Source organism: Pseudoalteromonas sp. NZS100_1 (assembly GCF_015864285.1).
Taxonomy (GTDB): domain Bacteria; phylum Pseudomonadota; class Gammaproteobacteria; order Enterobacterales; family Alteromonadaceae; genus Pseudoalteromonas; species Pseudoalteromonas arctica.
In genome coordinates, this window is record NZ_JADYXN010000005.1 from 83,187 (window position 1) to 108,885 (window position 25,699).

A 25,699-nucleotide genomic window follows, 5' to 3' on the forward strand; every position below is an offset into this window, starting at 1 on the left:
ACGGAGAAAGGTTATGTCTACTAATAATAATACAGAGTACCTTGCTAAAAGACAGTTAAAACGGGGTACTGCGGGGTGGTTATTGCTCGCAGGTTTGGGTGTGTCGTATGTAATATCGGGTGACTTTGCAGGCTGGAACTTTGGTATCGCCGAAGCCGGTTGGGGTGGTTTTGCCATTGCTGCAGTATTAATGGCGGTTATGTATTTAGCGCTTGTACTATCGCTTGCTGAAATGTCAGCTGCAATACCTGCTGCAGGCGGTGGTTATAGTTTTGCGCGTCAAGCTATGGGGCCAGCGGGAGGCTATTTAACCGGGCTTGCCGTATTAATTGAATACGCCTTAGCGCCCGCTGCTATTGTTATTTTTATAGGCTCGGCAGTTGAAGCCCTCACCGGATTTAATGGCCCATGGGTATATGCATTATTTTACTTACTATTTGTGGGAATTCATTTAGCGGGCGTAGGAGAAGCGCTTAAAGTAATGATGGTAATAAGTGGTTTAGCGGTATTAGCTATTATTGCAACGGCTTTTGTTTTAATCACAAATTTTGATGCATCGCGCTTATTTGACGTCCCCGTAACCGATGCAGTGGGAGCCAGTGAGTTTTTACCTTTAGGTTGGTACGGGGTTTGGGCTGCATTACCGTTTGCCATGTGGTTATTTTTAGCGGTTGAAGGTGTACCGCTTGCTGCTGAAGAAGCAAAAGATCCCACTAAAGATGTGCCGAAAGGCATAATTGGTGCAATGATCTTTTTGTTATTTACTGCTTTTTTAGTTGTTGTTTTAGTACCTGGTGCTGGCGGTGCTGCTGCAATGGGGGCAAGTGCTGTACCTTTAGTTGATGCATTAAATGCATCGGGTAGTGAGGGCTTAGCAACCGTTGTAAATATATTAGGGCTTGCGGGTTTAGTTGCTTCGTTTTTCTCTATTATTTATGGTTATAGTCGCTTAGTGTTTGCTTTATCTAGAGCCGGTTATTTACCACGTTCGTTGTCTATTACGACTAATCGCAAAGTGCCAGCACGTGCGTTGATTGTACCGGCAGTATTTGGCTTTTTAGTATCACTCAGTGGTGAGGGTGACTTAATACTTGCAATGGCAGTAGTAGGTGCAACGCTCTCGTATGCATTAATGGCGCTGAGCCATATTTTACTTCGCGTTAAACAACCTGATTTACCTCGCCCGTACAAAACTCCAGGTGGCGTAGTTACGTCAAGTATTGCTTTAGTACTTTCGCTTATAGCATTAACGGGTGTGTATGCGTTTGACCCTCGTGCATTTTTATACACTATGGTGCTGTTTATTGTGGGCGCCGCATATTACTTTGGCTATAGCTCAAAACACTTAGTTGCTAAAAGCGCTGATGAAGAGTTTGCAATGTTGGCAAATGCAGAATCTGATTTAGAAATGGCTAAGTAGGTATTAATAGTTATTAAATATAAGTGAGGCTACCCCTCACTCATATTTTTATACGTACAATACGATGTAAAAATGATGCCTGCATGTAGGCATCAAGTCCCTTCTATACTTTATTAATACCGTTTAAAACTAAAACTTTATGTTGCCGCGTAGCGCTTTGTTTTGCCCGTGTTTAGTTTTTTTATCCATGCGCTTTCGCTGTGAATTACGGCTGGGCTTGGTGGCACGACGCGCTTTATTAACAACGGTAGCACTAAGTATTAAATCTTTTAAGCGCTTAAGGGCATCTTCTCGGTTTAGCTCTTGAGTACGATGGCTTTGCGCTTTAATTATTAAAACGCCTTCTTTGGTAATTCTTGTATCATTTAAGGCTAGCAAACGCTCTTTATAAAAATCAGGTAATTTAGAGCGGTTAATATCAAAGCGTAAATGAATTGCACTTGCGACTTTGTTAACATTTTGACCACCGGCACCTTGCGAACGAATAGCCGTTAGCTCTAGTTCCCATTCATCGATAGTGACAGTATTTGAAATTGTTAACATTGTGTTCAGCTCTATTTGTCAAAAATGTATTATATCATCAGTACATTAGCTTGTGGTGAATGAACTAAATTCTTAGAACTTAAATAAATTCTCATAAATTGTACTATAAAATCAGCCAATATATTATTTTGTGTTGGCAAGTGTTGCTTATTAGTTTCTAATTGGCACAACTTTAATACTAGGAAATGCTCAATGAAAAAAATACTTGTATCACTTAGCTTATTAGCAATGAGTTTCTCAAGCCTTGCAGTAGATATTAACGAAGGTCAACTTCAAAGCTATATGAAAGCACTGCCAGCTGTAACGAGCTGGGCAAGCAGCCAAGAGTCTTTAAAAGACTTAGACTTAGCAAGTATGCTAGGTGGTTCTGCAGATCAAAGTGTTGACGAACAAAGCTCTCTAGCTAATAGCGCACTAAGCATGATTAAAGAGCAAGACCTATACAAAAGCTTCGCGGGTGTTACAGGCCGCTACGGCTTTACACCAGAGCAACTAGTAACTGTAGGTTCTGAAGTATCAATGGCTTATATCGAAAACCTTAAATCGGGTTTATCTGCTGATAATCAAGAAACAGCGAATAAAGTAATGGGCGGTTTTCAAAGCATGAAAAGTGCTAAAGATAAAGGCGCTAGTTCGTTAATGGGTTCGTTTGGTAAATCGTCAAGCGCAGCTGAGGAGTCTACAGAGTCTTTAGTAAGCGAAAGCAACCTTGAACTTGTCAGCGAATACATGCCACAACTACAAAAGCTTTTTGCACTTCTATAAGTTTTATTGTTTTATAAGAAGGTGGCTTTTGCCGCCTTTTTTAATGCCTAATTTTTATATGACTTAGATAAATTACAATATTTTATAAGTAATACTGACCAGGACTACATGCAAAAACGGGGGAGTAAATTATTACTCCCCCGTTTTTATTTAGCGTACAGATTATTTAAGATCGAATCTATCGGCATTCATTACTTTTACCCATGCATTTACAAAGTCATGTACAAAACGTTCTTTATTGTCGTCTTGTGCATAAAACTCAGCAAGTGCGCGCAATATAGAGTTTGATCCAAATACTAAATCAACGCGTGTTGCAGTCCATTTAGTAGTGCCACTTTTACGGTCTACTATATTGTATAAACCTTTTTGAGTTGGCTCCCAACGGTTTGACATGTCAGTTAAGTTTACAAAGAAGTCGTTGGTTAATGAACCCACGCTATTTGTAAATACGCCATGCTCGCTGCCAGCATAGTTAGTACCTAGTACTCGCATCCCACCAATAAGTACCGACATTTCTGGTGCACTTAATCCCATTAGTTGGCTGCGCTCTAGTAATAACTCCTCCGCTGATACTGCGTAATCTTTTTTCAGCCAGTTTCTAAAACCATCGTGAATGGGTTCTAGTACATCAAACGATTCTGCATCAGTCATTTCGTCTGTTGCATCTCCACGTCCTGGAGCAAACGGCACGTTTACATCAACACCGGCTTGTTTTGCAGCTTGTTCTACGGCTGCTGTACCACCTAAAACAATTAAGTCGGCGATGCTAACAGGTTTACTCAAGCCAGCCTGCACTTTTTCAAGCGCACTAAGTACTGATGCTAAACGTTCTGGCTCATTACCTTGCCAATCTTTTTGCGGTGCTAAACGAATGCGTGCACCATTTGCGCCGCCACGTTTATCAGAACCACGATAAGTACGTGCGCTATCCCAAGCTGTATTTATTAAATCAGCGGCACTAACACCACAATTTAATAATGTGGTTTTTAGATTGCTAATTTCGTCGTCTGTTAATGTGTAATCAACGGCTGGAATTGGATCTTGCCAAATTAAGTCTTCGCTTGGTACGTCGGCACCTAAGTAACATGATTTAGGACCTAAATCGCGGTGAGTTAGTTTAAACCAGGCACGTGCAAACACGTCTGAAAAGTAGTCAAAGTCGTTATAAAAGCGCTCAATAATTTTACGGTACGTTGGGTCCACTTTCATGGCCATATCAGCATCTGTCATCATTGGGTTCAAACGAATTGATGAATCTTCTACATCGACAGGCTTGTCTTCTTCTTTAATATTAATAGGCTCCCACTGATGAGCACCTGCAGGGCTTTTAGTGAGTTCCCATTCGCAGGTTAATAAAAGCTTACAGTATTCGTTATCCCATTGTGTTGGGTGCGTAGTCCATGCGCCCTCTACACCTGATGTAACTGTATCGCGGCCAATACCACGGGTTGTAGTGTTATTCCAACCAAGGCCTTGCTCGTGTACGTCAGCAGCTTCTGGCTCTGGGCCTAAGTTTTCTGCTTTGCCATTACCATGTGCTTTACCTACTGTGTGCCCGCCTACCGTTAATGCAGCGGTTTCTTCGTCATCCATTGCCATACGCGCAAAAGTTTCGCGAATTTGGGCCGCTGTTTTAAGCGGATCAGGTATACCATTTACACCTTCAGGGTTTACATAAATTAAGCCCATTTGTACTGCGGCTAATGGGTTTTCCATGGTGTCTGGTTTATCTACACTTTCGTAACGACCATCACTTGGCGCTAACCATTCTTTTTCAGCTCCCCAGTAAACGTCTTTTTCAGGATGCCAAATATCTTCTCGGCCGCCGGCAAAACCAAAGGTTTTTAAACCCATTGATTCGTATGCCATGTTGCCCGCTAAAATAATTAAGTCGGCCCATGAAAGCTTGTTACCGTATTTTTTCTTTATTGGCCAAAGTAAACGGCGCGCTTTGTCGAGGTTACCGTTGTCTGGCCATGAATTTAGTGGCGCAAAACGTTGATTACCTGTACCACCGCCCCCTCTACCATCGGCCAAACGGTATGAACCCGCTGAGTGCCATGCTAAACGAATCATTAAACCGCCGTAATGTCCCCAATCGGCTGGCCACCAATCTTGGCTATCGGTCATTAAGCTTTTTACGTCTGTTTTTAGCGCGTCAAGATCGATTGATTTAAATGCTTCAGCGTAATTAAAGTCGCTATTGTATGGATTTGATTTGGTGTCGTGCTGATGAAGAATGTCTAAGTTTAGGGCATTTGGCCACCAATCAGTATTGGGATTAGACGTTTTAGTATTACTGCCGTGCATGACCGGACATTGGCCTGCTTTAGGGTTGCTCATTCTGGAATCCTTATAATAGAAAAGTAAAATACTTAATCAATCAGTATTGTTGTTTATGTATTTATAACTTTTTAAAAAGTAACGGTTATTTTTATTTAATCGGCTTACTTATTATTTAGTGTGCCTGCCTAAACACTTACGTATCCTTAATATAGGCGCATAAATTATGCTACGCCAGCCTCAACATACTATTTAAAACGATTGCTCCAATTTATATTTTTGATTGGCCTTTTGCTAATGATGTATTTAACAATAGCTTTGTAATTACATTCAAAATAATAGTAAAAATAAATCTGATGACGCTCGTGTAAGGTATTACGTAAGATAAAAAAAATTAGTGAATTAACCTTAACCTTTTTACTAGACCTGTGATCGAATTGCAAAATTTCGGCGTAATGGTATGTGAAGGGTTTGAAAGTGGCTTTAATTTATTTGAAGCGCACATTGGAATACCCCCCTTCACCATGAAATTGTAGTTATATAGTTATAATTATAAAGGTGCATTACTTAAGCCCAATGCACCTTTACTTTATAAACCGAATACTTTGAGTATTCTTATATTTTTAACTAATTGAATTGAATTAAGTATTTGTTCATAAAGATTCAGTTAGTATGAAGTTGTTCTCCTGTGAATCCCTACGACATATTGTTGTTTTAAGCAGTTTTTGCCAGCTCATATTGAGCTGGTTTTTTTTGCCTATTTTTTCTTAAAACCAACTAAGTATTAGCAAAATGCTCATGCTTTAACCTGTTATTGCTAAGCTCACTAGGCTAAAAAATTCTTACAACTATTACTCCTATCTAAATTAGGTCAATTTTAATCCTGAAAAGTCAACGCGCCCTAGTGCCATTCAGCCCTGCATGTTAAAGTTATTACAGTAATTAATTTAATTAGGCGTACCGATGCGTTATTACCTATCTACACTTTTTGTTTGTTTAACTTTTTTTTCGGGCATAGTAAATTCTGCTGAACAAAAACCAGCAGCCCCTACAGCACAACAAGAGCAACAAGCCCTCAAACAACTTAAAGAGTCTATGTTTAAACCGCTAATGGAGCGCTACATACTCGACGAGCTAAAAGCCGTAAGGCAAGATCAACAAAAACTCCGTGAGGATGTAACTAAGCAAGTTACTCATGCACAGCTTGATACTGCAGATCGCGCATTAACATACACTACCGATACTATTAATAATGTATTTTTTATAATTACCGCTACGGCTTCTATTTTGGTTTTAGTGGGCTGGAACTCACTACGCGATGTTAAAAACAAAGTAGAAGATATTGTAAATACACGTGTAAGTGTAATTACTGACGAGTATGAAGACCGATTAAAAATTCTTGAAGAAAAACTACGCGTACGCTCAGAAGAAATACTCAGTAACCAAGAGCGCATATCAGTTACCAACGAGGTTCATTCGTTATGGATGCGCGCCAATTTAGAAAGTGATTTTGCTAATAAAATTGAAATATTTGATGAGATTTTAAAACGCAAACCAGAGGATGTTGAAGCCATTGCTTATAAGGCCGATGCGTTATTAGAAATAAATGAAACAGCACAAGCCATTGAGTTGTGTAATCAAGCCATTGATATAGATAGTGTCTATGGTTATGCCTATTGGCAACGAGCATGTGCTTATGCGCTAACACATAAGCATGCTGATGCATTAGCCGACATTAAAATGGCACTTGAATACTCTCCAAATTTACGTAATGAGCTATTACATGAGAGCGCATTTGCAAGCTTACATGACAACGACAGCTTTAATACGATAGTAGCTGGTGAAGTTGTTTAAGCACTCAGTATTTGGCCTGTATGATTAGGCGCAACATCATAAAAAAGGGCCTTGGCCCTTTTTTTGTTTTTAAAGGTTATGTTTGTTGGGTAATTAGAAGCTTTACTTCGCTCTACAAACTCTGCTCTACCGTAGAGTTAGGGCCTAAAGTGATTAATTCACAAAGAGGTTTAGAGACGCTGCGCTTTTAGAGTAGTTAGCTTAAGTAATTAGAAGCTGTGCTTCTCGCGCGAGCAAGCTTAGCGCCTACGTAGAAAACTTAACGCGGTGGTTAAAATTCACTTGTAGACGCGCTGCTTACGGGCGTTTAAAAACGTAGTTTTTAGGATGGGTGATTAAGTAATTAGAAGCTGCGCTTCTCGCGCGAGCAAGCTCTGCGCCTACGTGGAAAACTTAACGCGGTGGCTAAAATTCACTTGTAGACGCGCTGCTTGCGGGCGTTAAAAAATTCTCATTTAGAACAACTAAATAGTGAATTTTTTGCCTAGCTATCAACACGTTTTTCCATCCTCAAAATAGATCACTTAATTAAGCGAATTGGTATAAGTAATTAGAAGCTGCTACCCATTTTCTTCAGGCATAAAAAAAGCCGCATAAAATGCGGCTTTGGAGGTTTAGTCTCACTTCACTTTGGGCGTGTCTCCAAAACTTAGTGAATACGTTACCAAGGAACTGTTATGTATTATTTAAGCTATTGACTCTAATGCAATTTTAACCATTTCGTTAAACGTGCTTTGACGCTCATCAGCAGGTGTTGCTTCGCCAGTGATTACGTGGTCACTTACTGTAAATAATGCCATTGCGTTTGCGCCGTATTCAGCTGCAACGCCGTATAATCCTGCTGTTTCCATATCTACTGCTAGCATGCCTAACTTGTCTAAGTCTTTATAGAACGAATCATCTGCTTGATAGAATGTGTCTGTCGTAAATACGTTACCTACTTTTGCTTTAATGCCTAGCTCTTTAGCAGCGTTTACGCCGTTTAAAAGTAGGTCAAAGTTAGCAATAGCAGCAAAATCGTAGCCACGTACGCGTGCACGGTTTACGTTTGAATCTGTGCTTGCACCTTGTGCAAAAATTACGTCACGAATTTTGATATCTGTGCCAATACCGCCACACGTACCAATACGTATAATATTTTTAACGCCAAAGCTTACAATTAGCTCACGTGCATAAATAGACATTGATGGAATGCCCATGCCTGAACCCATGATACTTACTGGCTTACCTTTGTAAGTACCAGTGAAACCGTACATGTTACGAACGCCTGTAACTTGTACTGCATCATCTAAAAAGTTTTCAGCAATATATTGCGCACGTAGCGGATCGCCTGGCATTAATACTGTTTCGGCGAAATCACCAACGTTTGCACTGATATGCGGAGTACTCATTAATTGTTTTCCTTTTTATTTGGCGTTTTTAGCTCATTTAAAAAGCTGTCGCCGTAATCAAGCGCAGATAAGCTAAACCACTGTGCCAGTGTTTGACCTATATCTGCAAAGCTGTTGCGTTCACCTAATGGTGTGTTACTCATACCTGGCTGGTATGCAATAACAGGTACGTATTCACGAGTGTGCTCAGAACCTGGAAAGGTTGGGTCACAGCCATGATCTGCAGTGATCATTAATACGTCATCTGCTTTTAACTGATTTAGTATAGTTGGTAAATAGTCATCAAATTCTTTTAATGCTTTTGCGTATCCTACTGGATTACGACGATGACCAAATTTTTCATCAAAATCAACTAGGTTAGTAAAGATTAAGCTACGATCTGGCGCGCTTTCCATTACTTCGCTGGTTTTTTCTAGCAAGTTCATAAGTCCAGGTGCTTTATGCTTTTGGGTTATGCCCTGATGCGCGTAAATATCTGAAATTTTACCAATACTAATTACTTCGCCGCCGTCTTTTGCTAGTACATCTAGCAATGTTGGTGCAGGCGGAAGTACTGAATAGTCACGACGATTACCCGTTCGAGCAAAGTCTTGGCTATTTGAACCCAAAAATGGCCGCGCAATCACTCGTCCTATATTCATTTCATCAAGTAGCGCCCGTGCGATTTCGCAAACTTGATAAAGCTTCTCTAGGCCGAATGACTCTTCATGCGCGGCTATTTGAAACACGCTATCAGCTGAGGTGTAACAGATTGGTTTACCTGTTTTTACGTGCTCTTCACCTAGCTGTTCTAAAATGGTAGTTCCTGATGCATGGCAATTGCCTAAAATACCAGGAATACCTGTACGAGCAATAAACTCGTCTATAAATTCTTGTGGGAAACTTGGCTGTGTTTTTGGGAAATATCCCCAATCAAATAATACCGGTACGCCTGCCATTTCCCAATGACCTGATGGCGTGTCTTTTCCGCTAGAGATTTCTTTAGCGTAACCCCATGCACCTTGAGGAGCTTGGCGGTCTGAAATTAAACACGGTTCGCCACCGGCAGCTTCGCATGCATCCACTAACCCAAGTTTTGATAGGTTAGGAAGCGACAGCGCACTGCCTGTTTCGTCGTAATATGCTTTTAGTAAGTGAGCGAATGTATTAGCCCCAAGATCGCCGAATTTATCTGCATCTGGTGCTGCACCGATTCCTAGGCTATCTGCCATTAAAATAATTGCTCTTGCCATTTTGACCTCACTTTGATTCTAGGTGGTTACTTTATCCGCTGATCGAATTTTCCGTACAGGACAAAAGTCCTGTTTCATAAAACCTAAACATTATAAATTTGCACCCTTGAGCGAAGCAAAAGAGATTAATCGTGTCTTTTTTGCTATTGTGATCTACCAACAATATATCTTTCTGTGTGGATGAGAACTTTAGTGACACGAACTACTATTATAGCCATTGCAGGCGCATCAGCGTCGGGCAAATCTCTTTTTAGCCAAACAATTTACAATGAATTGGTTAATGAGCTTGAACCAGGCGCTATCGCCATTATTGAAGAAGATGCTTATTACAAGGATCAGTCGCATTTGCCGATGGCTCATCGTACGCAAACAAATTACGACCATCCAGATGCATTTGAACACGCATTAATGCTTGAGCATTTAACGCAACTTCGTTGTGGTAACTCAGTAGAAGTACCAACGTATGATTATGCACAGCACACGCGTAGCGCAACCACACGCCGAGTGCCAGCTGCTAAAATACTGATTGTTGAAGGTATTTTACTATTGAGTGATAAAGCGCTTAATAAAGAATTTGATATTAAGGTGTTTATAGACACACCTTTAGATATTTGTTTAATGCGTCGTATGCAACGTGATATGGAGCAACGAGGCAGAACATTACAATCTGTTGTTGAGCAATATCAGGCAACTGTTAGACCGATGTTTTATCAATTCATTGAGCCTTCTAAGCATAATGCTGATTTAGTTGTGACTCGAGGCGGCATGAACCGCGTTGCGATTGATATAATAAAAAGTAAAATTAAATATTTACTACAAGAATAACAACGGGAAACATTTGTATGACAACATTTATGAGCTTAGTAGGCATGTGTGTGCTACTAAGCATTGCCTTTGCTGCGTCAACTAATCGCAAGGCAATTAATTTAAGAACCGTTGGTATAGCATTTGCGATGCAAATTGTTATAGGCGGTTTTGTTCTGTTTTTCGAAGCAGGAAAAAATGTGTTAACTAGCATGTCATCAGCCGTCTCGTCGGTTATTGGTTATGCTAATGATGGTATTGGGTTTTTATTTGGTCCACTCGCCTCACAAGACACATTAGGTTTTATTTTTGCAATTCAAGTTTTGCCAGTTATCGTGTTTTTCTCAGCGCTTGTTGCTGTGTTATATCACCTTGGCATTATGGATTGGATAATTAGGATTTTAGGCGGCGGTTTACAAAAATTATTGAAGACCTCTCGCACAGAATCGCTTTCAGCAACTGCAAATATTTTTGTAGGCCAAACTGAAGCACCGTTAATAGTTAAGCCATTTATAGCAACGATGACAAAATCGGAATTGTTTGCAGTAATGGTAGGTGGCTTAGCCACTGTAGCAGGCTCTGTAATGGCCGGTTACGTAATTATTGGCGTAGATCTTAAGTATCTTATTGCTGCGAGCTTTATGGCTGCACCAGGTGGTTTCTTAATGGCCAAGATGATTGTGCCAGAAACTGAAACGCCTAGAGATAACTTAGCTGATTTAGATTTAGATGACGAAGATAAACCTGTAAATGTAATTGATGCAGCTGCATCAGGTGCTGCAAACGGTATGCATTTAGCACTTAATGTAGGTGCAATGTTACTTGCTTTTGTAGCGCTAATTGCATTATTAAACGGTTTATTAGGCGGTATTGGCGGGTGGTTTGATTACCCAACATTAACGCTTCAAGAAATATTAGGTTATGTATTTGCTCCAGTTGCATGGTTACTAGGTGTGCCATGGGATGAAGCGATTATAGCCGGCAGCTTTATTGGTCAAAAGATAGTAGTAAACGAGTTTGTTGCTTACTTAGACTTTATAAATTATCGCGATACGTTAAGCGCGCACACACAAGCAATCGTTACTTTTGCTTTATGTGGGTTTGCTAACTTATCATCGATAGCCATTTTACTAGGTGGGTTAGGCGGTATGGCGCCTAGTCGGCGGAAGGATATCGCACGCTTAGGGCTCAGAGCAGTGTTAGCCGGATCTATGGCTAACCTTATGAGCGCAGCAATTGCTGGGTTTTTCCTCTCGCTAGCTTAGAAACTTATTGAGATGAACACCGGTGTTGCAAAACAAGAGGATAGCGCTTTAAGGGGTTAAAGCTCTATCTGACTTGAACGATACTTCACCAAGGGCCGCAAGGCCCTTTTATCGTTTTAGGCCTTAATTTTTAGCCTCATCTACTTCAAATCTCAAGCCACTTATCTATTTAGCCTCCTTTATAGTTATACATAACTCAAATAAACCAATATCTTAGTAACAAGTTCACATAAATAATTTTTGTGTTTTTCATATTTTCAGCCACACTTATTATTACTTAAGCTAACCGAATGACGATTCGCTATTGTGAAATATATTCTTTATTCTCTTTTTTTAATTTGCTCTGTGTATGTTCAAGCAAAGGAAGCCCTGCTTGTTGTTACAGAGTTAGCACCACCAAACCAAGTATTGATTAATGGCGAGGTAGCAGGTGAAGGTACTCAGTTTATTAGAGATATATTTGCTGAGGCTGATCTCACACCTAACATTCAAATGTATCCTTGGGCACGTGCTTATAAAATTGCAGATGAGTTAAAAAACACCTTTATATACAGCCTTGCACGCACTGTAGAGCGAGAAAATAAATTTTATTGGATTGGACCAGTTGGACGATTTGAGCTGGGCTTTATCGGCCTATCAGAGCGTGATGATCTTATTATAAATAATACTGAACAAGCAAAAGTGTATAAAATTGCAATGCAACGCAATGACTTTTCAACACAAACCCTCACGAAACTTGGATTTGAAGTTGTTTTAACCTCTGATATTCAAAAATCATACTCTTTACTATTAGCTAAAAAAGTAGATTTAATAGTAGACGATCCATTATATATGCAGCAGATGATCGACTATTTAAAGCTTGAACCAGCACACTTAAAGTTTATTTATAAAATAGATGAGCTAACAATTGATGCTTATTTAGCTGCGAATAAAAAAACAGATATGCATTTAATAGAAGCACTGCAAGCTGCATTTTTAAAAATAAAGCAAAATAAAGGGCTGCCTTATGAAAGATAAATCATTGAAGGTAAGTATGCTTATAGGCGGCAAAATCATCTTTCATTTTTAACTTTTTATATTCTTTGTTAAATCGCTTTATGACACGCACAACTACTTACTTATTAAATGCGATGCAATTGCTAGCAAGCGCACAAAGATATAATTTTTACAGCCTTTCAGCACCTTCCCCACTTTATAGTCAAAGGTTCCAGCTGATGCATTATTGTCATTATGAGCCCAAAATTAGATCTATTTTTCTTTTTAAAAACAAATCCATATATTGTTTTCGCCTCCAAACATTAGTAAGTTTTTACCCGCTTTAAAACCAATTTAATTTACTATGATTCGTATATATCACCCCTTACAATTTTAAAGAAAACTGCTTTGCATCTTTTTGATTATTTATACTAATACCAATTCCAATAAATAGAGGTTCACGTTCGGTGTTTTCGCTATTGAAACAATGCCTAAGTGAGGGTCTTTATGAACTAAGTTATAAGCACCCTTCCAAAGAAGCAATTTAAACTCGCAGGTTATATCAATAGCTGTGCAAATATCTTTTACAATATCGAAAGTACTACTAACAAGCTGGTCTTTGTCGTTTTGAATTTGTTGTTTTGAAATTATAAGGGAGAAATGTTCGGTATAAATTACAAGCTTAAACTCACTTGCATTAGCGCACGCAATGACTTAGAAGAATAGAAAAATAAATATTAGGAGGGGCTTAATAATAGCAATATCATTTAGTTAATTTACATTGATAATGGACGTTGCTTGGTTTGAGTCAAATTTCAGACACAAAAAAAGCGCCTTAAGCGCTTTTTTTTCATTTTACTTAAAAAGTAAAATTATACAGCTGTGATGTTATCAGCTTGTGGACCTTTTTGACCTTGTGAAAGAGTAAACTCTACACGTTGGCCTTCAGCTAAAGTTTTGAAACCTTCGCTTTTGATTGCTGAGAAATGTGCGAAAACGTCTGGGCCATTTTCTTGCTCGATGAAACCAAAACCTTTAGACTCGTTAAACCACTTAACTGTACCTGATACGATGTTAGACATTGTAATATCCTGAAATAAAAATAAAAATATGCTCATAAGAGCGGGTGTAGCAAAAAATGAGATGGTACTTTAAAAACTTCAGGACGGTACTACAAGTATTACTTATATCGAAATGGAGATTTATAGCTTACATGCTTTCTTTCTAGCTGCGGCCCACTATATAGAGTTTAAATAATATGTCAAGTACCTATCTATAATCAGAATGATAAACAACCAAAACAGCTATCATTGGTTATTAAAATTCAAATTCTAATGCGAGCCTAAAACTATGGTTTTTTTCTGATTGGCTTATCTCAGTGATGAAACCCGCTTCCCATTTTAATTGCTTTTGCCCATCAAAGCGCTGTAAACCTATAAAGCCAGGCCCTATACCAATAAAGTCTTCACCTAGGTAAACCTCTATAGAAGGCTGGAAAGCAGAGCGATATCGATAGCGATATTGTGCTCTAAACTCACTTTCCCATTCGTTTTTAATGTCTTGCCCCCACTCATAAACCAAAAAAGCATTTAGCGTAAGACTTGTTTTTCCAAATTCTTTTTCGATCACAAAACCCGAGGTTGCCTCATACACATCTTCGTTATGTTTTTTTTCAAGCTCAAATAACGCGCCCCAATCAGCCCATAATTTACCTTGTTCAATTAATTGCCAACGTAGCTCAAGCTCATAAGCTTCTAATCCAAAATCGCCGTTATCGTCTCGCTCACCAACTAAATAGCCTTCGAGTGCCATTGTATCGTTAATAGCACCGCCACCACCCAAACGCTGCGCTAGTATGTTGCCACTATCTGTTTGGTGCGACACTAATCGCCACTCAAATTCACGCTCAAAAGGCAAAACATAGGGGTGATATACCTTATCAACAACAATACCATCAGCCTTTGCTTGGATTGAGAATACCAACAAACAAAGAGCGGTAAAACTAAGCGCTAAATATAGGTTGAGTGCTTTCATACACGTTCCTTAGTTATTGAAGCCGGAATAACATAACAAAGTAATAAAAATAACACGCTGCTTGTACTATATATAAGTACACTCATTAAATCAGGAGTGGCCTCGTAACCAACAAGAGCACGCAGTACGCGGCCTAGCTCAGAGTTTTCGCTTAATACATCGCGTAAATCCCACACTGTTGAGGTGTTTGTAATTAAATCTATTTGGCTTGCCAAATCCAATGCAACTAATAACTTAGCCGCGCTGTTAAAAGCAAGCAAAGTAAAAAGCGGGTACATACCAAAACGGTGCTTAATTGCATTCATTAAAAAGTACAGCAATACGCTAAAACTTAAACAAATTCCAACACCTAATAAAGTGCCAATAAATAAGCTTTGCCCTGCATCACTATTTTGCCAAAAACTGGTGAGGTAAATAATATAATGGCTTAAATAGAGCGTTATTGTGCTTATAACTGCGATATAAAATGCCGCTGACTTTTGCTTTAGTGCAAATACCAATACAGCAATAAATATAGTGATACATAGCCCTATTTGTGAGTACTCTAACCCTTGGTGTTCAAACCACTGGCTCACCCACGACGCACTTTGCATGTACAAAAACGACATTACCGCGCCTATTAATAAAGCAGAATATATTCGCAAAGAGCTCTGTTTTTTAACTACTTGTAGTAATACTAATAAAATAGCCACAGGTAGTAATTGGTTAAGGCTCATGACTAAACTAGTTATTAGCATGCTGCGCCCCTTCATCGCTAACTATAACAACGCCCCTTGCTGTATTTGGCGAAAACTCACCAAAAAACTCGTAATGCCCTTTACTTAGCGGTCCTATATAAATAATGCTTTTACGATTTGGGTAGAGTACTTTTTCTCTGTTTAGATCAAAGCTATCAAACTCTTCTGGTGTGCTGTCTTGGTTTTCTATCAATAGTTTTACTTTTTTATTTGCGGGAATAATTATTTGCGAGGGATAAAACAAATGATCTTTTAAAATAATAAGGTACTCTTTACTCGCCGCGTTAAACGACAAAAATAGCAAACAACAAAGACATTGATTGAATAAACGTTTAGTCACTTTTTACTCCTGTAAAAGTAACCTTAACGGTTAATCCACCTAAAGAGCTATTCGCTAAATGAATTTTTGCGTCATAAATAGCAATAATGTGTTGAACAATCGCCATACCTAAACCGGCACCTTGCTCGCCTGATGGATGTTGATCGCCACCTACGCGATAAAAGCGATTAAATATTCGGTCTTTTTGCTCTTCAGTCATCCCCGCACCAGAATCATCAATTTGCCAACTATAGTCATTATTACTTGATGCTAATTTAATTATAATTTGACCGTTACTAGGTGTGTATTTAATCGCATTACTGAGCAAGTTAGAGATAAGGGTCGTTAATGTAAACTCATCACCATTAATTACAAAATCATCGCCTTCGAGGCTAATCGTTTGGTTTTTTTCGTCTATTTTATCGTATTGCTCCGACACGGCTTGTTGGGTAATGGTTAGCAATGATTGCTCGCTAAACTGCTTCTGCCATTGCTCAGGCTGGGTGCGCCCTAAAATTAGCATTTGTTCAACAATATTACTTAAGCGGTTAATGCCCTGCGACATGGCTTGTAATTCTTGATGGTCTTGCAGATTACTTTGTTTATTAGCCAAATTATGTACATTAATTTTTAAGCTACTGAGCGGGGTACGTAATTCGTGAGCTGCATCTGAGGCAAAAAAGCGCTCTCGTAAGTAAGCGGTTTCTACGCGTTTAAATAAGTCGTTTAAACGATTAATAACCGGTTTAATTTCTTCGTCGGTTACTTGCCAGTTAATTGGCGTAAAGTCGTTAGCTTGGCGAGACGCCAACTGCTTAGATAATCGGGTAAGAGGGGCTAATGCGTATTTAACAAAAAAGCTAATAAAAATAGCAAGCAGAGGGACTGCCCATAGCATAGGTAACATTGCAGATAAAATAACGGCTTCAGCTAATTCAAAACGCTTTGCCATAGGTTCAGCAACAATGACTTTACGGGTGTTTTTACTCATCACAAATACCCGCATACGCTGCCCTGCTACATTGGCTGTTTGAAAGCCCTCGCTAAAACTAATTTGGTTATTCGTTAAACTCGATGAGCCACTAAGTAAATTATTATTTTGCCAAATTTGATACAACAACTGAGCGCTATTATTACTTACTTGTACTGCATCTGTGCTTAGTACCAATGGTTGCTCAATTAAAACGCCAGCCACTATTTTAAGTTCATTATCAAGCAAGTTTTCGCCGTGGTGCATGCTTTTTTGATAGCCTTTTACTAATGCTAAAAAGCAAGTTAGCACCATCATTGAAAGTAAAATTAAGGTCAGGCGTTTACGAATAGACATTTTCAACCTCGAAAGATAAACACACCCTAACGCTTACCAACTACGTAGCCAATGCCACGTAAGGTTTTAATAAAATCGCTAGGGAATTTTTTACGAAGATGATGAATATGGACCTCTATGGCATTAGAGCCAACTTCTTCACCCCATTGGTAAAGTTTATTTTCGAGTTGTTGTTTTGATTGCACCCTTCCCTGATTTTCCATCAGCGCTTTTAAAAGCATGTATTCTTTCCGCGGTAGTGTAAGTGACTGCCCACTTTGTGTAACTGTATGAGCAGATGTATCCATTACTACATCACCACAGCGCAATAAGCTTGATTGTGTTTGGTTAATGCGCCGACTTGCTACACGTAAACGGGCAAATAGCTCAGCGGGGTCAAACGGCTTTGCAAGGTAATCGTCAGCGCCCATGTCAAGCCCTTGGACTTTGTCATCAATACTGCCGCGAGCAGTTAAAATAACCACCGGTATTACTTTTTTTTGCGCTTTAATATGCTTTAAAACTTGCGAGCCATCGCCGTCAGGTAATCCTAAATCGAGAATAACAAGCTCAATTTCACCACTAGAAAGGCACTCTAAGGCATGCTTAACTGTGCCACTATGCTCTACACTGTAGCCCTCTTGACGCAAAGAGCGAATAAGCCCTTGCGCCACTAAATGATCATCCTCAACGAGTAATAAATGCATTATGTGTTTATCTTTTTAGTTTTTTATCTACTTTTACCAATAGCTGGCTTATTGCTTGTTGGCGATATTCATCTGCTTTTGCACGAGTATCACGAATGCCCGCAGCTTGTGCTACAAGTAGTCGTGCTTTAGCTTGTTTATAATCGCCTTCGTCATACAAATATTCACCGTATAAGTAATTAGTATCAATGCCTTCGAGATTAAAAGCGAGCGCTTGTTTAAATAATTTTTCAGCTTTGTCGTCATCACCAAAACCAATTGGCCAACCAGGTACTTTACTGTAAAGCGTTGCAAGGCTTGCGTAAGCTGAGCCATTTAATGCAGTGCCATCTATTGAGAGTGCATTTTCAAGTGACACTTTTGCCTCTTTTGCCAAACCAAGTGCACCCAAGCCCCCTTTTGCACCTGCAAAGCTAGCTAACACAATTCCATTCCAAATATGTGTTTGTGCTGAGCTTGGGTAGTTTTTAACAAATAACGCGCTTTGCTCACTTAGTTGCGTAAACGCGTCTATTTGCGCATCGTCTTCAAGTTCGTAGTTGGCAATTGCCCACTTTTGTTGAATTGAGGTTAAGTCTTGCGCTTCATCTGCCTGTACTGCGGTCGTAAATACAGCCGTTAATATTAAATATAATGCGAGTGTAAATTTATACATAATTTTGCCCTTGTATGTGTTTGTTAACTTAAAAAGCGTTTGATTTTAGGAAGTTGTTTTGCAATAGCGTTATCAACAACGCTTGGGAATGCGCCATTTATGCGTGCAAATAATTTTTCAGGAAAACCAATAAAGCGCCTTGTTTGGTTCGAACTTATAAGTGCTAATAACTCTTGAGCAACTAATTCTGGCGAGTCCATTTTATTACCGAGCTCTTTATTCATTGCCCGCGCTTTACTGCTATTAATAGAGGTATCTGTTGCTCTTGGTGCTAAATAGGTCACTTTAACGCCTGAACCATTCAACTCACGCGATAACGCTTCTGTAAAACCACGTAAACCAAATTTACTGGCGCAATAAAGTGTTTGAAACGGGTAACCAATACTGCCAAACGATGATCCCACGTTAACAATGGTGCCTTTGGTATATTGTAACTGCCCTAAAAATAGTTGGCATAATTTAATAGGTACCGACAAATTAGTAGTCAGCATATTATCTATTTGCTCATTACTTGTGTGCTCAAGGCTTTGCATCGTATTTACGCCAGCGTTATTAATAAGTAATTTAACGCCACCGAGTTGCTTGGCTTTTATGGCTAAGTTAATGCGTGTTGTATCGTCGGTTAAATCGCCAGTAAATGTTTCACTGTCTGGGCATTCACGGCTCAGTTTTTCAAGAGCTTGCGTATTACGCCCTACAAGCAGTAACGTCCACCCTTTTGCATATAGGGCTTTAGCAATTGCTTGCCCTATTCCGCCTGTTGCACCAGTTAGCACACATAAAGAGCTGCTCATGCCGATTTGCCTTGTGCACTTGCTTTAAAAAACGGTTCATCATCGAGTCCACGAAATATATCGCCGTATAAACGATAAAAGCGCTTTGCACCATGAAGTATGGCTTCTTGATCCGCCTCATCTGTTATTTGGTTCATCAGGTTTTCAAAAAACTTTACATGCTCTATATCAAGTGCGCCGTGAGAGGTTAAATAACTAAATGCTTTTTTAGGTAAGCCCACAGCATTAGCAATGTTTGAAGCCGCGCCATCAGCAAGCGCTATCGAAGTACCTTCAAGTACATGCACCATGCCAAAAAAGCTCAATGGATTTTTACGTGCAATGGAGTCGTACGCATACGACACCATCATCTCGGTAGCAAATTGTGGCTGACTGCACCGCACTGCTTCTTTATTAAAACCACAGGCTGCAATATCGTTAAGTATCCACTCTTGATGGCCTATTTCTTCTTCAATGTATTCTGCGACCGCTTCGCGCAGCCATTCTTGATCGTCAGTTAATCGTGCACCAACTGACATCATTAATGGCACGGTGTGCTTAACATGGTGATACGCTTGTGCTAAAAACGAGGCGTATTCTTCAAGTGATGCTTCGCCTTTAAAAACACGCTGAATAATAGGTGCTGCAAGCAGATAGTTTTGCTCTTGTTTAGTTTGCTCTTTAAGGGTGTTAAAAAAATCACTCATTAATTACTTCTCCAAGTCGGTAAAATTGCTCAAACACAGCATGGTACTGCTTACTTATGGCATCTCGTTTTGGGCGATTATTTGTGGTTAATAATCCTTGTTGCACACTTAATGGGGCAGTTAAACGATGCCATTTTTGAATTCGTGCATAGTCGGGTAGTTGTTTATTAATTGCGTTAATGTATTGCGCTAACGCTGGGTTACTTAGCTTTGAATCGGCATAAATAATGGCGGTTAAAAAAGGTCGACCTTCACCAAACACAACCGCTTGTAAAATACCGCTTTGACTTAGTAATAGTGATTCAGGCCACTCGGCACTGATATTGCGCCCCATGCTGGTAATAATTAGGTTTTTTAAGCGGCCTTTAATAAATAAGGTATTTTGATGCTGATCGACCAGATCGCCGGTTGCATACCACTGGTTTTTGTCGTGAGGTTGATGATTTAAGTAACCTAAAAACAAATCGCCTTTTATAAAAAGCTGGCCATTTTCAATTTTGGTTTGAATATGAGGTAACACAGAGCCTGCACTGTGAAGGTTATCGTTTGTGGGCGTATTTAAACTAACTACAGATGCCGCCTCAGAAAGTCCATAACCTTGGTACACCGGTAAGTTTAAGCTACGCGCTTTAACTATTAGCATTTCGCTGACAAGCGCACCACCTACTGCAATAAACTGTAACGAACTAGGCGGTTGCCACCCTTGCTCTGCAAAAGCGACTAAGCATGCTAATAGTTCAGGCACTAAAATAAGCGTATTTGGCTTAACTTTATCAATAGCAGCTATAAGCTGTGCGGGCTGTTTTAATGTAGTTCCAACAAAGCCTAATTCATTTAACGGCATTAAATGCACTGTACCGCCACTTTTTAAAGGGGCATACACACCGGCTATATTTTCAAGCAATACAGCAAGCGGCAATAAACATAAATGAACAGGGTTTTTAATATTAATTTTATCGCACAGCGATTGCGCTACCTGCATTTGGCTCTTTGTAGATAAACACACGCCTTTTGGTTGCCCAGTCGATCCTGATGTAAACGTTACTTTTTGAGTTTCTGGAAAATAACTGACGGGTTTAGCTGCAACAATTTCGTAAATATATAATGTGTAACACTCAAATAAATTGATTGATGCGGTCGGCTCCCCAAATAAAGGGTTTAGCGTGTCGCTCATAAATACATTAGCGCCGCATTGCGCTAGTACATATTGAGTTTGTTGTTCACTAAAAAAGTGAGCAATTGGCACAGCCACTTTATTAGAAACCGCAGTAGCGGCATCAATAACAAGCCAAGCTGGCGTATTATCGAGCTTATAAGCGACACATTTGCCGTTAAAGCTTTGTAGTATTTTTACTACTTTTTGTATTTGCTGGTTAAACTCATCACCGTTAATTTCACGTGTTAGATCTTTATTATGGGCAATAATTAATGGCGATACTGAATGAGTATTATAGTAGTTCATACATTCACCAATGCGTTTACCAAAGAATTGATATTTGAGTGGTTTTGCTGCATCAAACTATAAAGCATTGGGGTATTTAATACTTGTTGGTGAGCTTGCTCTAGGCTCACAATGCATACTGTTGGTTGGTTGGCGTAATAGCTGCCCCACTTTAATGGGTTCTCAACTACAAAACTGCTCGCAAGTGCAATTTCGGTACACGTAACACCAAGTAAGCGCAATAAAGCACGCACTTTGTTGGTTGCACAAAACACTAAATGTTTTGCCCCCACACTTTGCAGAGCTTCGTTAACAATAATAAAATGTGCAAGTGTTGCTCTTCGATTTGTAGAGCAGAGATTACCAAGTTCAAAAATTTTATTGCGAGAAATACTTTCATCTAAAAAATCTTCAACGGGTGATGCTAAATATTGCTCAATAAACAATGGCGAAGTTGCTTGCCTTAGCCCTAACGTGCACTTTCCTTGCTCGGTAACGTATTGGCAAAGTAGTGGCATAAAAGAAGTAAGCTTAGCGTTATACGCAACTAAAAAACCTTCTTTCACTGTATTTTCGAGATTTTTTCGATGCACATCATCAATACGAGCACTAATAAACTGACTGTTATTTTGTGTTAAATCTAATGATGTAGAAGTGTGGGCTAATTGCATAAGCTCGCTCATTTAAACCTGTTTATATTTCAGGGTTTAAACTTAACGAGTGAAACTTAAAGAAAACTTAAGAAATTTAATTTAAATGAAAAAGCGTCTTAAGTGTTAAATCGCGAGGGCCTAGGCAAGCTAAATAGATCAGAATTCAACTAACTAACAAATTGCTATAACAAAACTTCTTTTTTAAATTAAACTTAGGTTAATTATTACCCTAGGGCCTATTTATCTTTCGAGGTTAAATTTGCAGCAGCATGTTTGGTTTTTAGGCAAGGCAGAGCCTATGTAGTGTGGTTATTCCCCATTAATGGGCGATAACGCAACATAAATACCAAACATGCGCTGCCCTCTGGGTTCTTTCTAGGGACGATTAACTCTTTGTTGCCTGCATGGATGTAGGTAAGGGGCGTGAGCAGGACGCGGAAGCTTTGCTCGGTTTTTACTTATTCTTACATGGATGTAAGCCAGTAGGGTAACGCAGGAGCAGTTACCGAGCCCACTAGGTTACAAACCTCGCGCCGCGATTAAATCGCCCCTAGATAGAACAATTTTTAATCCTGAAAGGTCAACAGGCCCTAGCAGCTTTGTATGCATCACGTTAGTATAGTGTTCTACTTAAGTTACATAACGATAATTACATGAGCATAAAAACAAACGCGTTAATTTACTTTTTAGCTTTTTGCAGCGGCTTTTGCATAATGGGCATTGAGCTTTTAGGTGGGAGAATTCTTGCCCCCTTTTTTGGCAGTAGCGTGCATATTTGGGGCAGTATAATTACTGTGTTTATGCTTAGTTTATCTTTTGGGTATTTACTTGGTGGTAAACTCAGCACTAAAAATGCATCCCTTACCAAATATGGTCTAATATTTTTAATTGCCAGCATTATGGTTGTGCCTATTACATTATTTTCGCAGCCTATAATGGAATTTATATTTACCCATATTGAAGATAGCCGCTACGGCTCACTCTTAGCGTCAACTGCTTTATTTTTTATACCTACCGTTATTTTAGGCATGATCTCGCCCTACTCTGTGCGCTTACTGGTAACAGATAGCGATAAAAGCGGCCAAGTGGCTGGGCGTTTATACTTTGTAAGTACGCTTGGCAGTGCCCTGGGTACTATAATTACCTCTTTTTACTTTGTACTCGCGTTTGACGTGAATACAATTATTAGCGCCTTTGCTTTAACACTTGGGGCACTGGGTTTAGTCGCGATTGTTATTAATACCTTGGTTAATAATAAGGGGCTTGCTCATGCTTAAATATTTGCTACTGCCATTAATTGTGTTTTCAGGTTCTGCGTTTAGTAAGGTTATTCATGAAGAACGCTCGCTTTATCGCAATATTATTGTTGAAGAAACAAGCGACTTACGTTGCCTTAAATTTAATACTAAAAGTAGCCAAACAAGCCAAAGTTGCATGTATAAAAGCAATCCCGACAAACTTGTTTTTAATTACACAAAATTGACGTTTGCGAGCCTTTTAGTGACCGACAACCCTAAAAGTGTACTTATTATAGGATTGGGTGGCGGTACACTTTCTAACGTTATTCATGAGCTATACCCCACTGCAAATATTCATAATGTTGAAATAGATCCTGCAGTAACTAAAGTTGCACGCGATTACTTTAACTTTATAGAAAACGACTTAGTGACATCAAGCGTGCAAGATGGCCGTATTTTTATAAAGCGCGCCGCTATTAAAAAGAAAAAGTACGATTGGATTATTTTGGATGCGTTTAACGGTGACTATATTCCGGAGCATTTGCTCACTAAAGAGTTTTTTGAAGAAGTACAAAGCGTATTAGCCGATGGTGGCGTTATTGCCGCAAATACGTTTTCAAGTAGTAAACTTTATGAGCATGAGTCGGCAACTTACCACGCTGTATTTGGCGACTTTATAAATGTAAGCCGCGAAAATCGCAGCAACCGTATTATTTTAGCGGGACTTAAATCAATACCGAGCGAAGCGCAAATTAACACGCGTGTTAATGCTCTCGCCCCTAAATTAGTAAAATACGGTGTAGATATAAAAGCGATTAGCCAACTTATGCACTTTACTAAAGACGGCCAAGATTGGCCTGCAGATACAAAAGTACTTACCGATCAATACTCCCCAGCTAATTTACTTAACTTTTAAAACTCCCTAAACCTCACCATTTTTTTACAGGTGAGGTTTAGCAAATATTTTGCCACTTCTCGCACTTACGCACATTTACTTAGCTTGCTAAGTAATGATAAAATAGTTAGCTTGCTAACTATGTTGGGATGGCTATGCCTACACAAAAACCTTTTCACGAGACGCTCGATTTAACCGTTATCGGTAATATGGGCCGAGTTCATCGCTTATGCCGCGAAGCAGTAACCATTGCTGTTGAGCCTTTGGGGCTTACTCAGTCGCGCTGGACTGCACTAATGCATATAAATATGCGTGGTGAGGGACTAACACAACTTGAACTTGCTAATAGCTTAGGGATAGAAATGCCTTCACTGACTCGCACGCTTAAGCAATTAGAGGAGCAATCGTTAATCGTTCGCCGTGTAGACAAACATGATAAGCGCAGTAAAAGACTCTATTTTACTGAACAAAGTGATGCCATTTTACATTCATTGCAAGAGACCATTTCCGATATAAAAAATCAGTTATACAGCGGTTTATCTGTTGAGCAGCTAGATGCCATTGCATTTGGTTTGATCAAAATAGAGCAAAACGCCCTTAAATGTATTCAAGTTAATAAGTAAGGCTAAAAATGACACCGGATCAAAAGTTTGCACGCTATGTAAGGTTTTCTCTCATAGGGTTTATCTTAGTATTTATTTACTATTTAGTGGCCGATATGGTTTTACCTGTGACACCACAGGCACGTGTATACCACCCTGTTGTGCAAATATCACCGCAAATTAGTGGCCGAGTCACTAGTGTGCAAGTTAATAATAACCAACCAGTTAAAGCGGGCGATATATTATTTAGTATCGATGAAGGCCCATATAATTTAGCCAAAGAGCAAGCTCAACTCGCGCTTGATGATGCCAAATTACAAAATAAGCGTCTTGATACCAATGTTAAAGCCCTTGAAGCACAAATTAGTGCTGCAAATGCTAAGCAGCATGAGCAAAAGCTATTAAAAAGCAGAGGCGAAAAACTCTATACTCAAAAGTCTATATCGGAGCAAGAGCTTGAAAGCATTCGTGCTAACTTTGAAGCCAGTAAAGCAAATGTTGCGGCTCTAGAAGCGCAGTTAGCTGAAGCAGTTTTAGCTAGAGGTGACTCAGGTAATAAAAACTTAGCTATGCGTCATGCTGCTAACCAGTTAGCGCAGGCTGAGTTAAATTTATCCTACACGCAAGTACGTGCACTAAGTGACGGCGTAGTTGCTAACTTACAGTTATTAGACGGCGCGTATGCTGTTGCAGGTAGCCCATTATTAGCTATTGTCGCTAAAAAAGCCGATTTAGTTGCCGACTTTAGAGAAAAGTCACTCTCAAATATGAAGCAAGGCACTCAAGCGCGCGTAGTATTTGATAGCCGCCCAGGTGAAGTTTACGACGCAATACTAGAAACATTTGAAGCAGGTGTTAGCAACGGTCAACTTAGTGCAAATGGTTTACTAAGTACAACAGAAACCAGCAATCGTTGGGTACGCGATGCACAGCGTCAACGCATTCATTTAAAGCTCGTAAATCATCAAGACTTAATAGCAAACATGCCGAGCGGGTCACGTGCAACAGTACAATTATTACCAGAATCGACAATTGGGCAATGGTTTGGCTCTGCACAAATTAGGTTTATTAGCTGGTTACACTACATTTATTAATGGAGA

Annotated in this window: 25 protein-coding genes; 10 read left to right on the plus strand and 15 right to left on the minus strand. The window is 39.5% G+C overall.

Features of this window, described 5'->3' with window-relative positions:
- Positions 1–13 precede the first annotated feature (13 nt).
- Positions 14–1,420 carry an ethanolamine permease gene (eat, locus tag I6F66_RS05115; protein WP_197208864.1) on the plus strand — a complete coding sequence of 469 codons (1,407 nt, stop codon included), beginning with the start codon at positions 14–16 and terminating at the stop codon, positions 1,418–1,420.
- Positions 1,421–1,549: 129 nt separating this feature from the next.
- Here the strand turns inward: eat and arfB are convergent, their stop codons facing one another.
- Entirely contained in the window at positions 1,550–1,963 is a 414-nt protein-coding gene (gene arfB, locus I6F66_RS05120) for an alternative ribosome rescue aminoacyl-tRNA hydrolase ArfB (protein WP_007583522.1), read from the minus strand.
- A 192-nt stretch (positions 1,964–2,155) separates the two neighbouring features.
- On the opposite strand from arfB, the gene I6F66_RS05125 reads away from it, so the two are divergent.
- Positions 2,156–2,728, plus strand: a complete 573-nt coding sequence (locus I6F66_RS05125; RefSeq protein WP_010555231.1) for a hypothetical protein — start codon at positions 2,156–2,158, stop codon at positions 2,726–2,728.
- A gap of 162 nt (positions 2,729–2,890) precedes the next feature.
- Here the strand turns inward: I6F66_RS05125 and katG are convergent, their stop codons facing one another.
- Positions 2,891–5,071, minus strand: coding sequence for a catalase/peroxidase HPI (gene katG / locus I6F66_RS05130; protein WP_197208865.1), 2,181 nt, complete (start codon positions 5,069–5,071; stop codon positions 2,891–2,893).
- Between the two features lie 903 nt (positions 5,072–5,974).
- Between katG and I6F66_RS05135 the strand changes: the two genes are divergently transcribed.
- Positions 5,975–6,865 carry a tetratricopeptide repeat protein gene (locus I6F66_RS05135; protein ID WP_007583526.1) on the plus strand — a complete coding sequence of 297 codons (891 nt, stop codon included), beginning with the start codon at positions 5,975–5,977 and terminating at the stop codon, positions 6,863–6,865.
- Between the two features lie 686 nt (positions 6,866–7,551).
- On the opposite strand, the gene deoD is transcribed toward I6F66_RS05135, so the two are convergent.
- Positions 7,552–8,256: a purine-nucleoside phosphorylase gene (gene deoD, locus I6F66_RS05140; protein WP_002959109.1), complete on the minus strand. Its 705-nt coding sequence runs from the start codon at positions 8,254–8,256 to the stop codon at positions 7,552–7,554.
- Positions 8,256–9,488 carry a phosphopentomutase gene (locus tag I6F66_RS05145; RefSeq protein ID WP_010555228.1) on the minus strand — a complete coding sequence of 411 codons (1,233 nt, stop codon included), beginning with the start codon at positions 9,486–9,488 and terminating at the stop codon, positions 8,256–8,258. The genes deoD and I6F66_RS05145 overlap by 1 nt, the downstream gene beginning before the upstream one ends.
- A gap of 192 nt (positions 9,489–9,680) precedes the next feature.
- Here I6F66_RS05145 and udk point away from each other — a divergent pair, with 192 nt between their 5' ends.
- From udk to I6F66_RS05160, 3 genes are all read left to right on the plus strand, one after another.
- A complete protein-coding gene (gene udk, locus I6F66_RS05150; protein ID WP_007583533.1) occupies positions 9,681–10,313 on the plus strand; it encodes a uridine kinase in 633 nt (210 codons plus the stop codon).
- 17 nt (positions 10,314–10,330) lie between these two features.
- Positions 10,331–11,557, plus strand: a complete 1,227-nt coding sequence (locus I6F66_RS05155) for a NupC/NupG family nucleoside CNT transporter (protein WP_007583535.1) — start codon at positions 10,331–10,333, stop codon at positions 11,555–11,557.
- Between the two features lie 306 nt (positions 11,558–11,863).
- Positions 11,864–12,574, plus strand: a complete 711-nt coding sequence (locus I6F66_RS05160; protein ID WP_197208866.1) for a transporter substrate-binding domain-containing protein — start codon at positions 11,864–11,866, stop codon at positions 12,572–12,574.
- An 830-nt stretch (positions 12,575–13,404) separates the two neighbouring features.
- Here I6F66_RS05160 and I6F66_RS05165 read toward each other — a convergent pair.
- The 11 genes from I6F66_RS05165 to I6F66_RS05215 form a co-directional block, all read right to left on the minus strand.
- Positions 13,405–13,614 (minus strand): cold-shock protein, encoded by a 210-nt coding sequence (locus tag I6F66_RS05165; RefSeq protein WP_002959120.1) that lies wholly within the window; start codon positions 13,612–13,614, stop codon positions 13,405–13,407.
- Between the two features lie 235 nt (positions 13,615–13,849).
- Positions 13,850–14,566: a hypothetical protein gene (locus tag I6F66_RS05170; protein ID WP_165740513.1), complete on the minus strand. Its 717-nt coding sequence runs from the start codon at positions 14,564–14,566 to the stop codon at positions 13,850–13,852.
- A complete protein-coding gene (locus I6F66_RS05175) occupies positions 14,563–15,303 on the minus strand; it encodes an iron transporter (RefSeq protein ID WP_165728801.1) in 741 nt (246 codons plus the stop codon). Before I6F66_RS05175 ends, I6F66_RS05170 begins: the two co-directional genes overlap by 4 nt.
- Complete coding sequence (locus I6F66_RS05180; protein ID WP_024591521.1) at positions 15,290–15,643, minus strand: cupredoxin domain-containing protein; 354 nt, start codon at positions 15,641–15,643, stop codon at positions 15,290–15,292. Before I6F66_RS05180 ends, I6F66_RS05175 begins: the two co-directional genes overlap by 14 nt.
- The gene (locus tag I6F66_RS05185; protein ID WP_165728802.1) at positions 15,636–16,949 is read right to left on the minus strand and encodes an ATP-binding protein; all 1,314 of its coding nucleotides are present in this window, start codon (positions 16,947–16,949) and stop codon (positions 15,636–15,638) included. The genes I6F66_RS05180 and I6F66_RS05185 overlap by 8 nt, the downstream gene beginning before the upstream one ends.
- A gap of 26 nt (positions 16,950–16,975) precedes the next feature.
- Positions 16,976–17,635 carry a response regulator transcription factor gene (locus I6F66_RS05190; RefSeq protein ID WP_165740511.1) on the minus strand — a complete coding sequence of 220 codons (660 nt, stop codon included), beginning with the start codon at positions 17,633–17,635 and terminating at the stop codon, positions 16,976–16,978.
- Between the two features lie 7 nt (positions 17,636–17,642).
- Positions 17,643–18,290: a hypothetical protein gene (locus I6F66_RS05195; RefSeq protein ID WP_165740510.1), complete on the minus strand. Its 648-nt coding sequence runs from the start codon at positions 18,288–18,290 to the stop codon at positions 17,643–17,645.
- Between the two features lie 23 nt (positions 18,291–18,313).
- Positions 18,314–19,084, minus strand: coding sequence for an SDR family oxidoreductase (locus I6F66_RS05200; protein WP_165740509.1), 771 nt, complete (start codon positions 19,082–19,084; stop codon positions 18,314–18,316).
- Positions 19,081–19,770, minus strand: coding sequence for a TenA family transcriptional regulator (locus I6F66_RS05205; protein WP_165740508.1), 690 nt, complete (start codon positions 19,768–19,770; stop codon positions 19,081–19,083). The genes I6F66_RS05200 and I6F66_RS05205 overlap by 4 nt, the downstream gene beginning before the upstream one ends.
- A complete protein-coding gene (locus tag I6F66_RS05210) occupies positions 19,763–21,232 on the minus strand; it encodes an AMP-binding protein (RefSeq protein ID WP_165728807.1) in 1,470 nt (489 codons plus the stop codon). The genes I6F66_RS05205 and I6F66_RS05210 overlap by 8 nt, the downstream gene beginning before the upstream one ends.
- The gene (locus I6F66_RS05215; protein WP_033026818.1) at positions 21,229–21,882 is read right to left on the minus strand and encodes a thermostable hemolysin; all 654 of its coding nucleotides are present in this window, start codon (positions 21,880–21,882) and stop codon (positions 21,229–21,231) included. The genes I6F66_RS05210 and I6F66_RS05215 overlap by 4 nt, the downstream gene beginning before the upstream one ends.
- 635 nt (positions 21,883–22,517) lie before the next feature.
- On the opposite strand from I6F66_RS05215, the gene I6F66_RS05220 reads away from it, so the two are divergent.
- From I6F66_RS05220 to I6F66_RS05235, 4 genes are all read left to right on the plus strand, one after another.
- Positions 22,518–23,141 carry a fused MFS/spermidine synthase gene (locus I6F66_RS05220; RefSeq protein ID WP_007583564.1) on the plus strand — a complete coding sequence of 208 codons (624 nt, stop codon included), beginning with the start codon at positions 22,518–22,520 and terminating at the stop codon, positions 23,139–23,141.
- A complete protein-coding gene (locus tag I6F66_RS05225) occupies positions 23,134–24,018 on the plus strand; it encodes a spermidine synthase (RefSeq protein WP_166377541.1) in 885 nt (294 codons plus the stop codon). The genes I6F66_RS05220 and I6F66_RS05225 overlap by 8 nt, the downstream gene beginning before the upstream one ends.
- 134 nt (positions 24,019–24,152) lie before the next feature.
- Positions 24,153–24,620 (plus strand): MarR family transcriptional regulator, encoded by a 468-nt coding sequence (locus tag I6F66_RS05230; protein ID WP_007583567.1) that lies wholly within the window; start codon positions 24,153–24,155, stop codon positions 24,618–24,620.
- A gap of 8 nt (positions 24,621–24,628) precedes the next feature.
- On the plus strand, positions 24,629–25,693 hold the full coding sequence (locus I6F66_RS05235) for an HlyD family secretion protein (protein ID WP_121953524.1): 1,065 nt from the start codon (positions 24,629–24,631) through the stop codon (positions 25,691–25,693).
- Positions 25,694–25,699: the final 6 nt, after the last annotated feature.

Coding starts and splice junctions, on each gene's coding strand:
- eat (WP_197208864.1), top strand. CDS start 14: ATGTCTACTAATAATAATACAGAGTACCTTGCTAAAAGACAGTTAAAA.
- arfB (WP_007583522.1), bottom strand. CDS start 1,963: ATGTTAACAATTTCAAATACTGTCACTATCGATGAATGGGAACTAGAG.
- I6F66_RS05125 (WP_010555231.1), top strand. CDS start 2,156: ATGAAAAAAATACTTGTATCACTTAGCTTATTAGCAATGAGTTTCTCA.
- katG (WP_197208865.1), bottom strand. CDS start 5,071: ATGAGCAACCCTAAAGCAGGCCAATGTCCGGTCATGCACGGCAGTAAT.
- I6F66_RS05135 (WP_007583526.1), top strand. CDS start 5,975: ATGCGTTATTACCTATCTACACTTTTTGTTTGTTTAACTTTTTTTTCG.
- deoD (WP_002959109.1), bottom strand. CDS start 8,256: ATGAGTACTCCGCATATCAGTGCAAACGTTGGTGATTTCGCCGAAACA.
- I6F66_RS05145 (WP_010555228.1), bottom strand. CDS start 9,488: ATGGCAAGAGCAATTATTTTAATGGCAGATAGCCTAGGAATCGGTGCA.
- I6F66_RS05155 (WP_007583535.1), top strand. CDS start 10,331: ATGACAACATTTATGAGCTTAGTAGGCATGTGTGTGCTACTAAGCATT.
- I6F66_RS05165 (WP_002959120.1), bottom strand. CDS start 13,614: ATGTCTAACATCGTATCAGGTACAGTTAAGTGGTTTAACGAGTCTAAA.
- I6F66_RS05170 (WP_165740513.1), bottom strand. CDS start 14,566: ATGAAAGCACTCAACCTATATTTAGCGCTTAGTTTTACCGCTCTTTGT.
- I6F66_RS05175 (WP_165728801.1), bottom strand. CDS start 15,303: ATGCTAATAACTAGTTTAGTCATGAGCCTTAACCAATTACTACCTGTG.
- I6F66_RS05185 (WP_165728802.1), bottom strand. CDS start 16,949: ATGTCTATTCGTAAACGCCTGACCTTAATTTTACTTTCAATGATGGTG.
- I6F66_RS05190 (WP_165740511.1), bottom strand. CDS start 17,635: ATGCATTTATTACTCGTTGAGGATGATCATTTAGTGGCGCAAGGGCTT.
- I6F66_RS05195 (WP_165740510.1), bottom strand. CDS start 18,290: ATGTATAAATTTACACTCGCATTATATTTAATATTAACGGCTGTATTT.
- I6F66_RS05200 (WP_165740509.1), bottom strand. CDS start 19,084: ATGAGCAGCTCTTTATGTGTGCTAACTGGTGCAACAGGCGGAATAGGG.
- I6F66_RS05205 (WP_165740508.1), bottom strand. CDS start 19,770: ATGAGTGATTTTTTTAACACCCTTAAAGAGCAAACTAAACAAGAGCAA.
- I6F66_RS05210 (WP_165728807.1), bottom strand. CDS start 21,232: ATGAACTACTATAATACTCATTCAGTATCGCCATTAATTATTGCCCAT.
- I6F66_RS05215 (WP_033026818.1), bottom strand. CDS start 21,882: ATGCAATTAGCCCACACTTCTACATCATTAGATTTAACACAAAATAAC.
- I6F66_RS05220 (WP_007583564.1), top strand. CDS start 22,518: ATGAGCATAAAAACAAACGCGTTAATTTACTTTTTAGCTTTTTGCAGC.
- I6F66_RS05225 (WP_166377541.1), top strand. CDS start 23,134: ATGCTTAAATATTTGCTACTGCCATTAATTGTGTTTTCAGGTTCTGCG.
- I6F66_RS05230 (WP_007583567.1), top strand. CDS start 24,153: ATGCCTACACAAAAACCTTTTCACGAGACGCTCGATTTAACCGTTATC.
- I6F66_RS05235 (WP_121953524.1), top strand. CDS start 24,629: ATGACACCGGATCAAAAGTTTGCACGCTATGTAAGGTTTTCTCTCATA.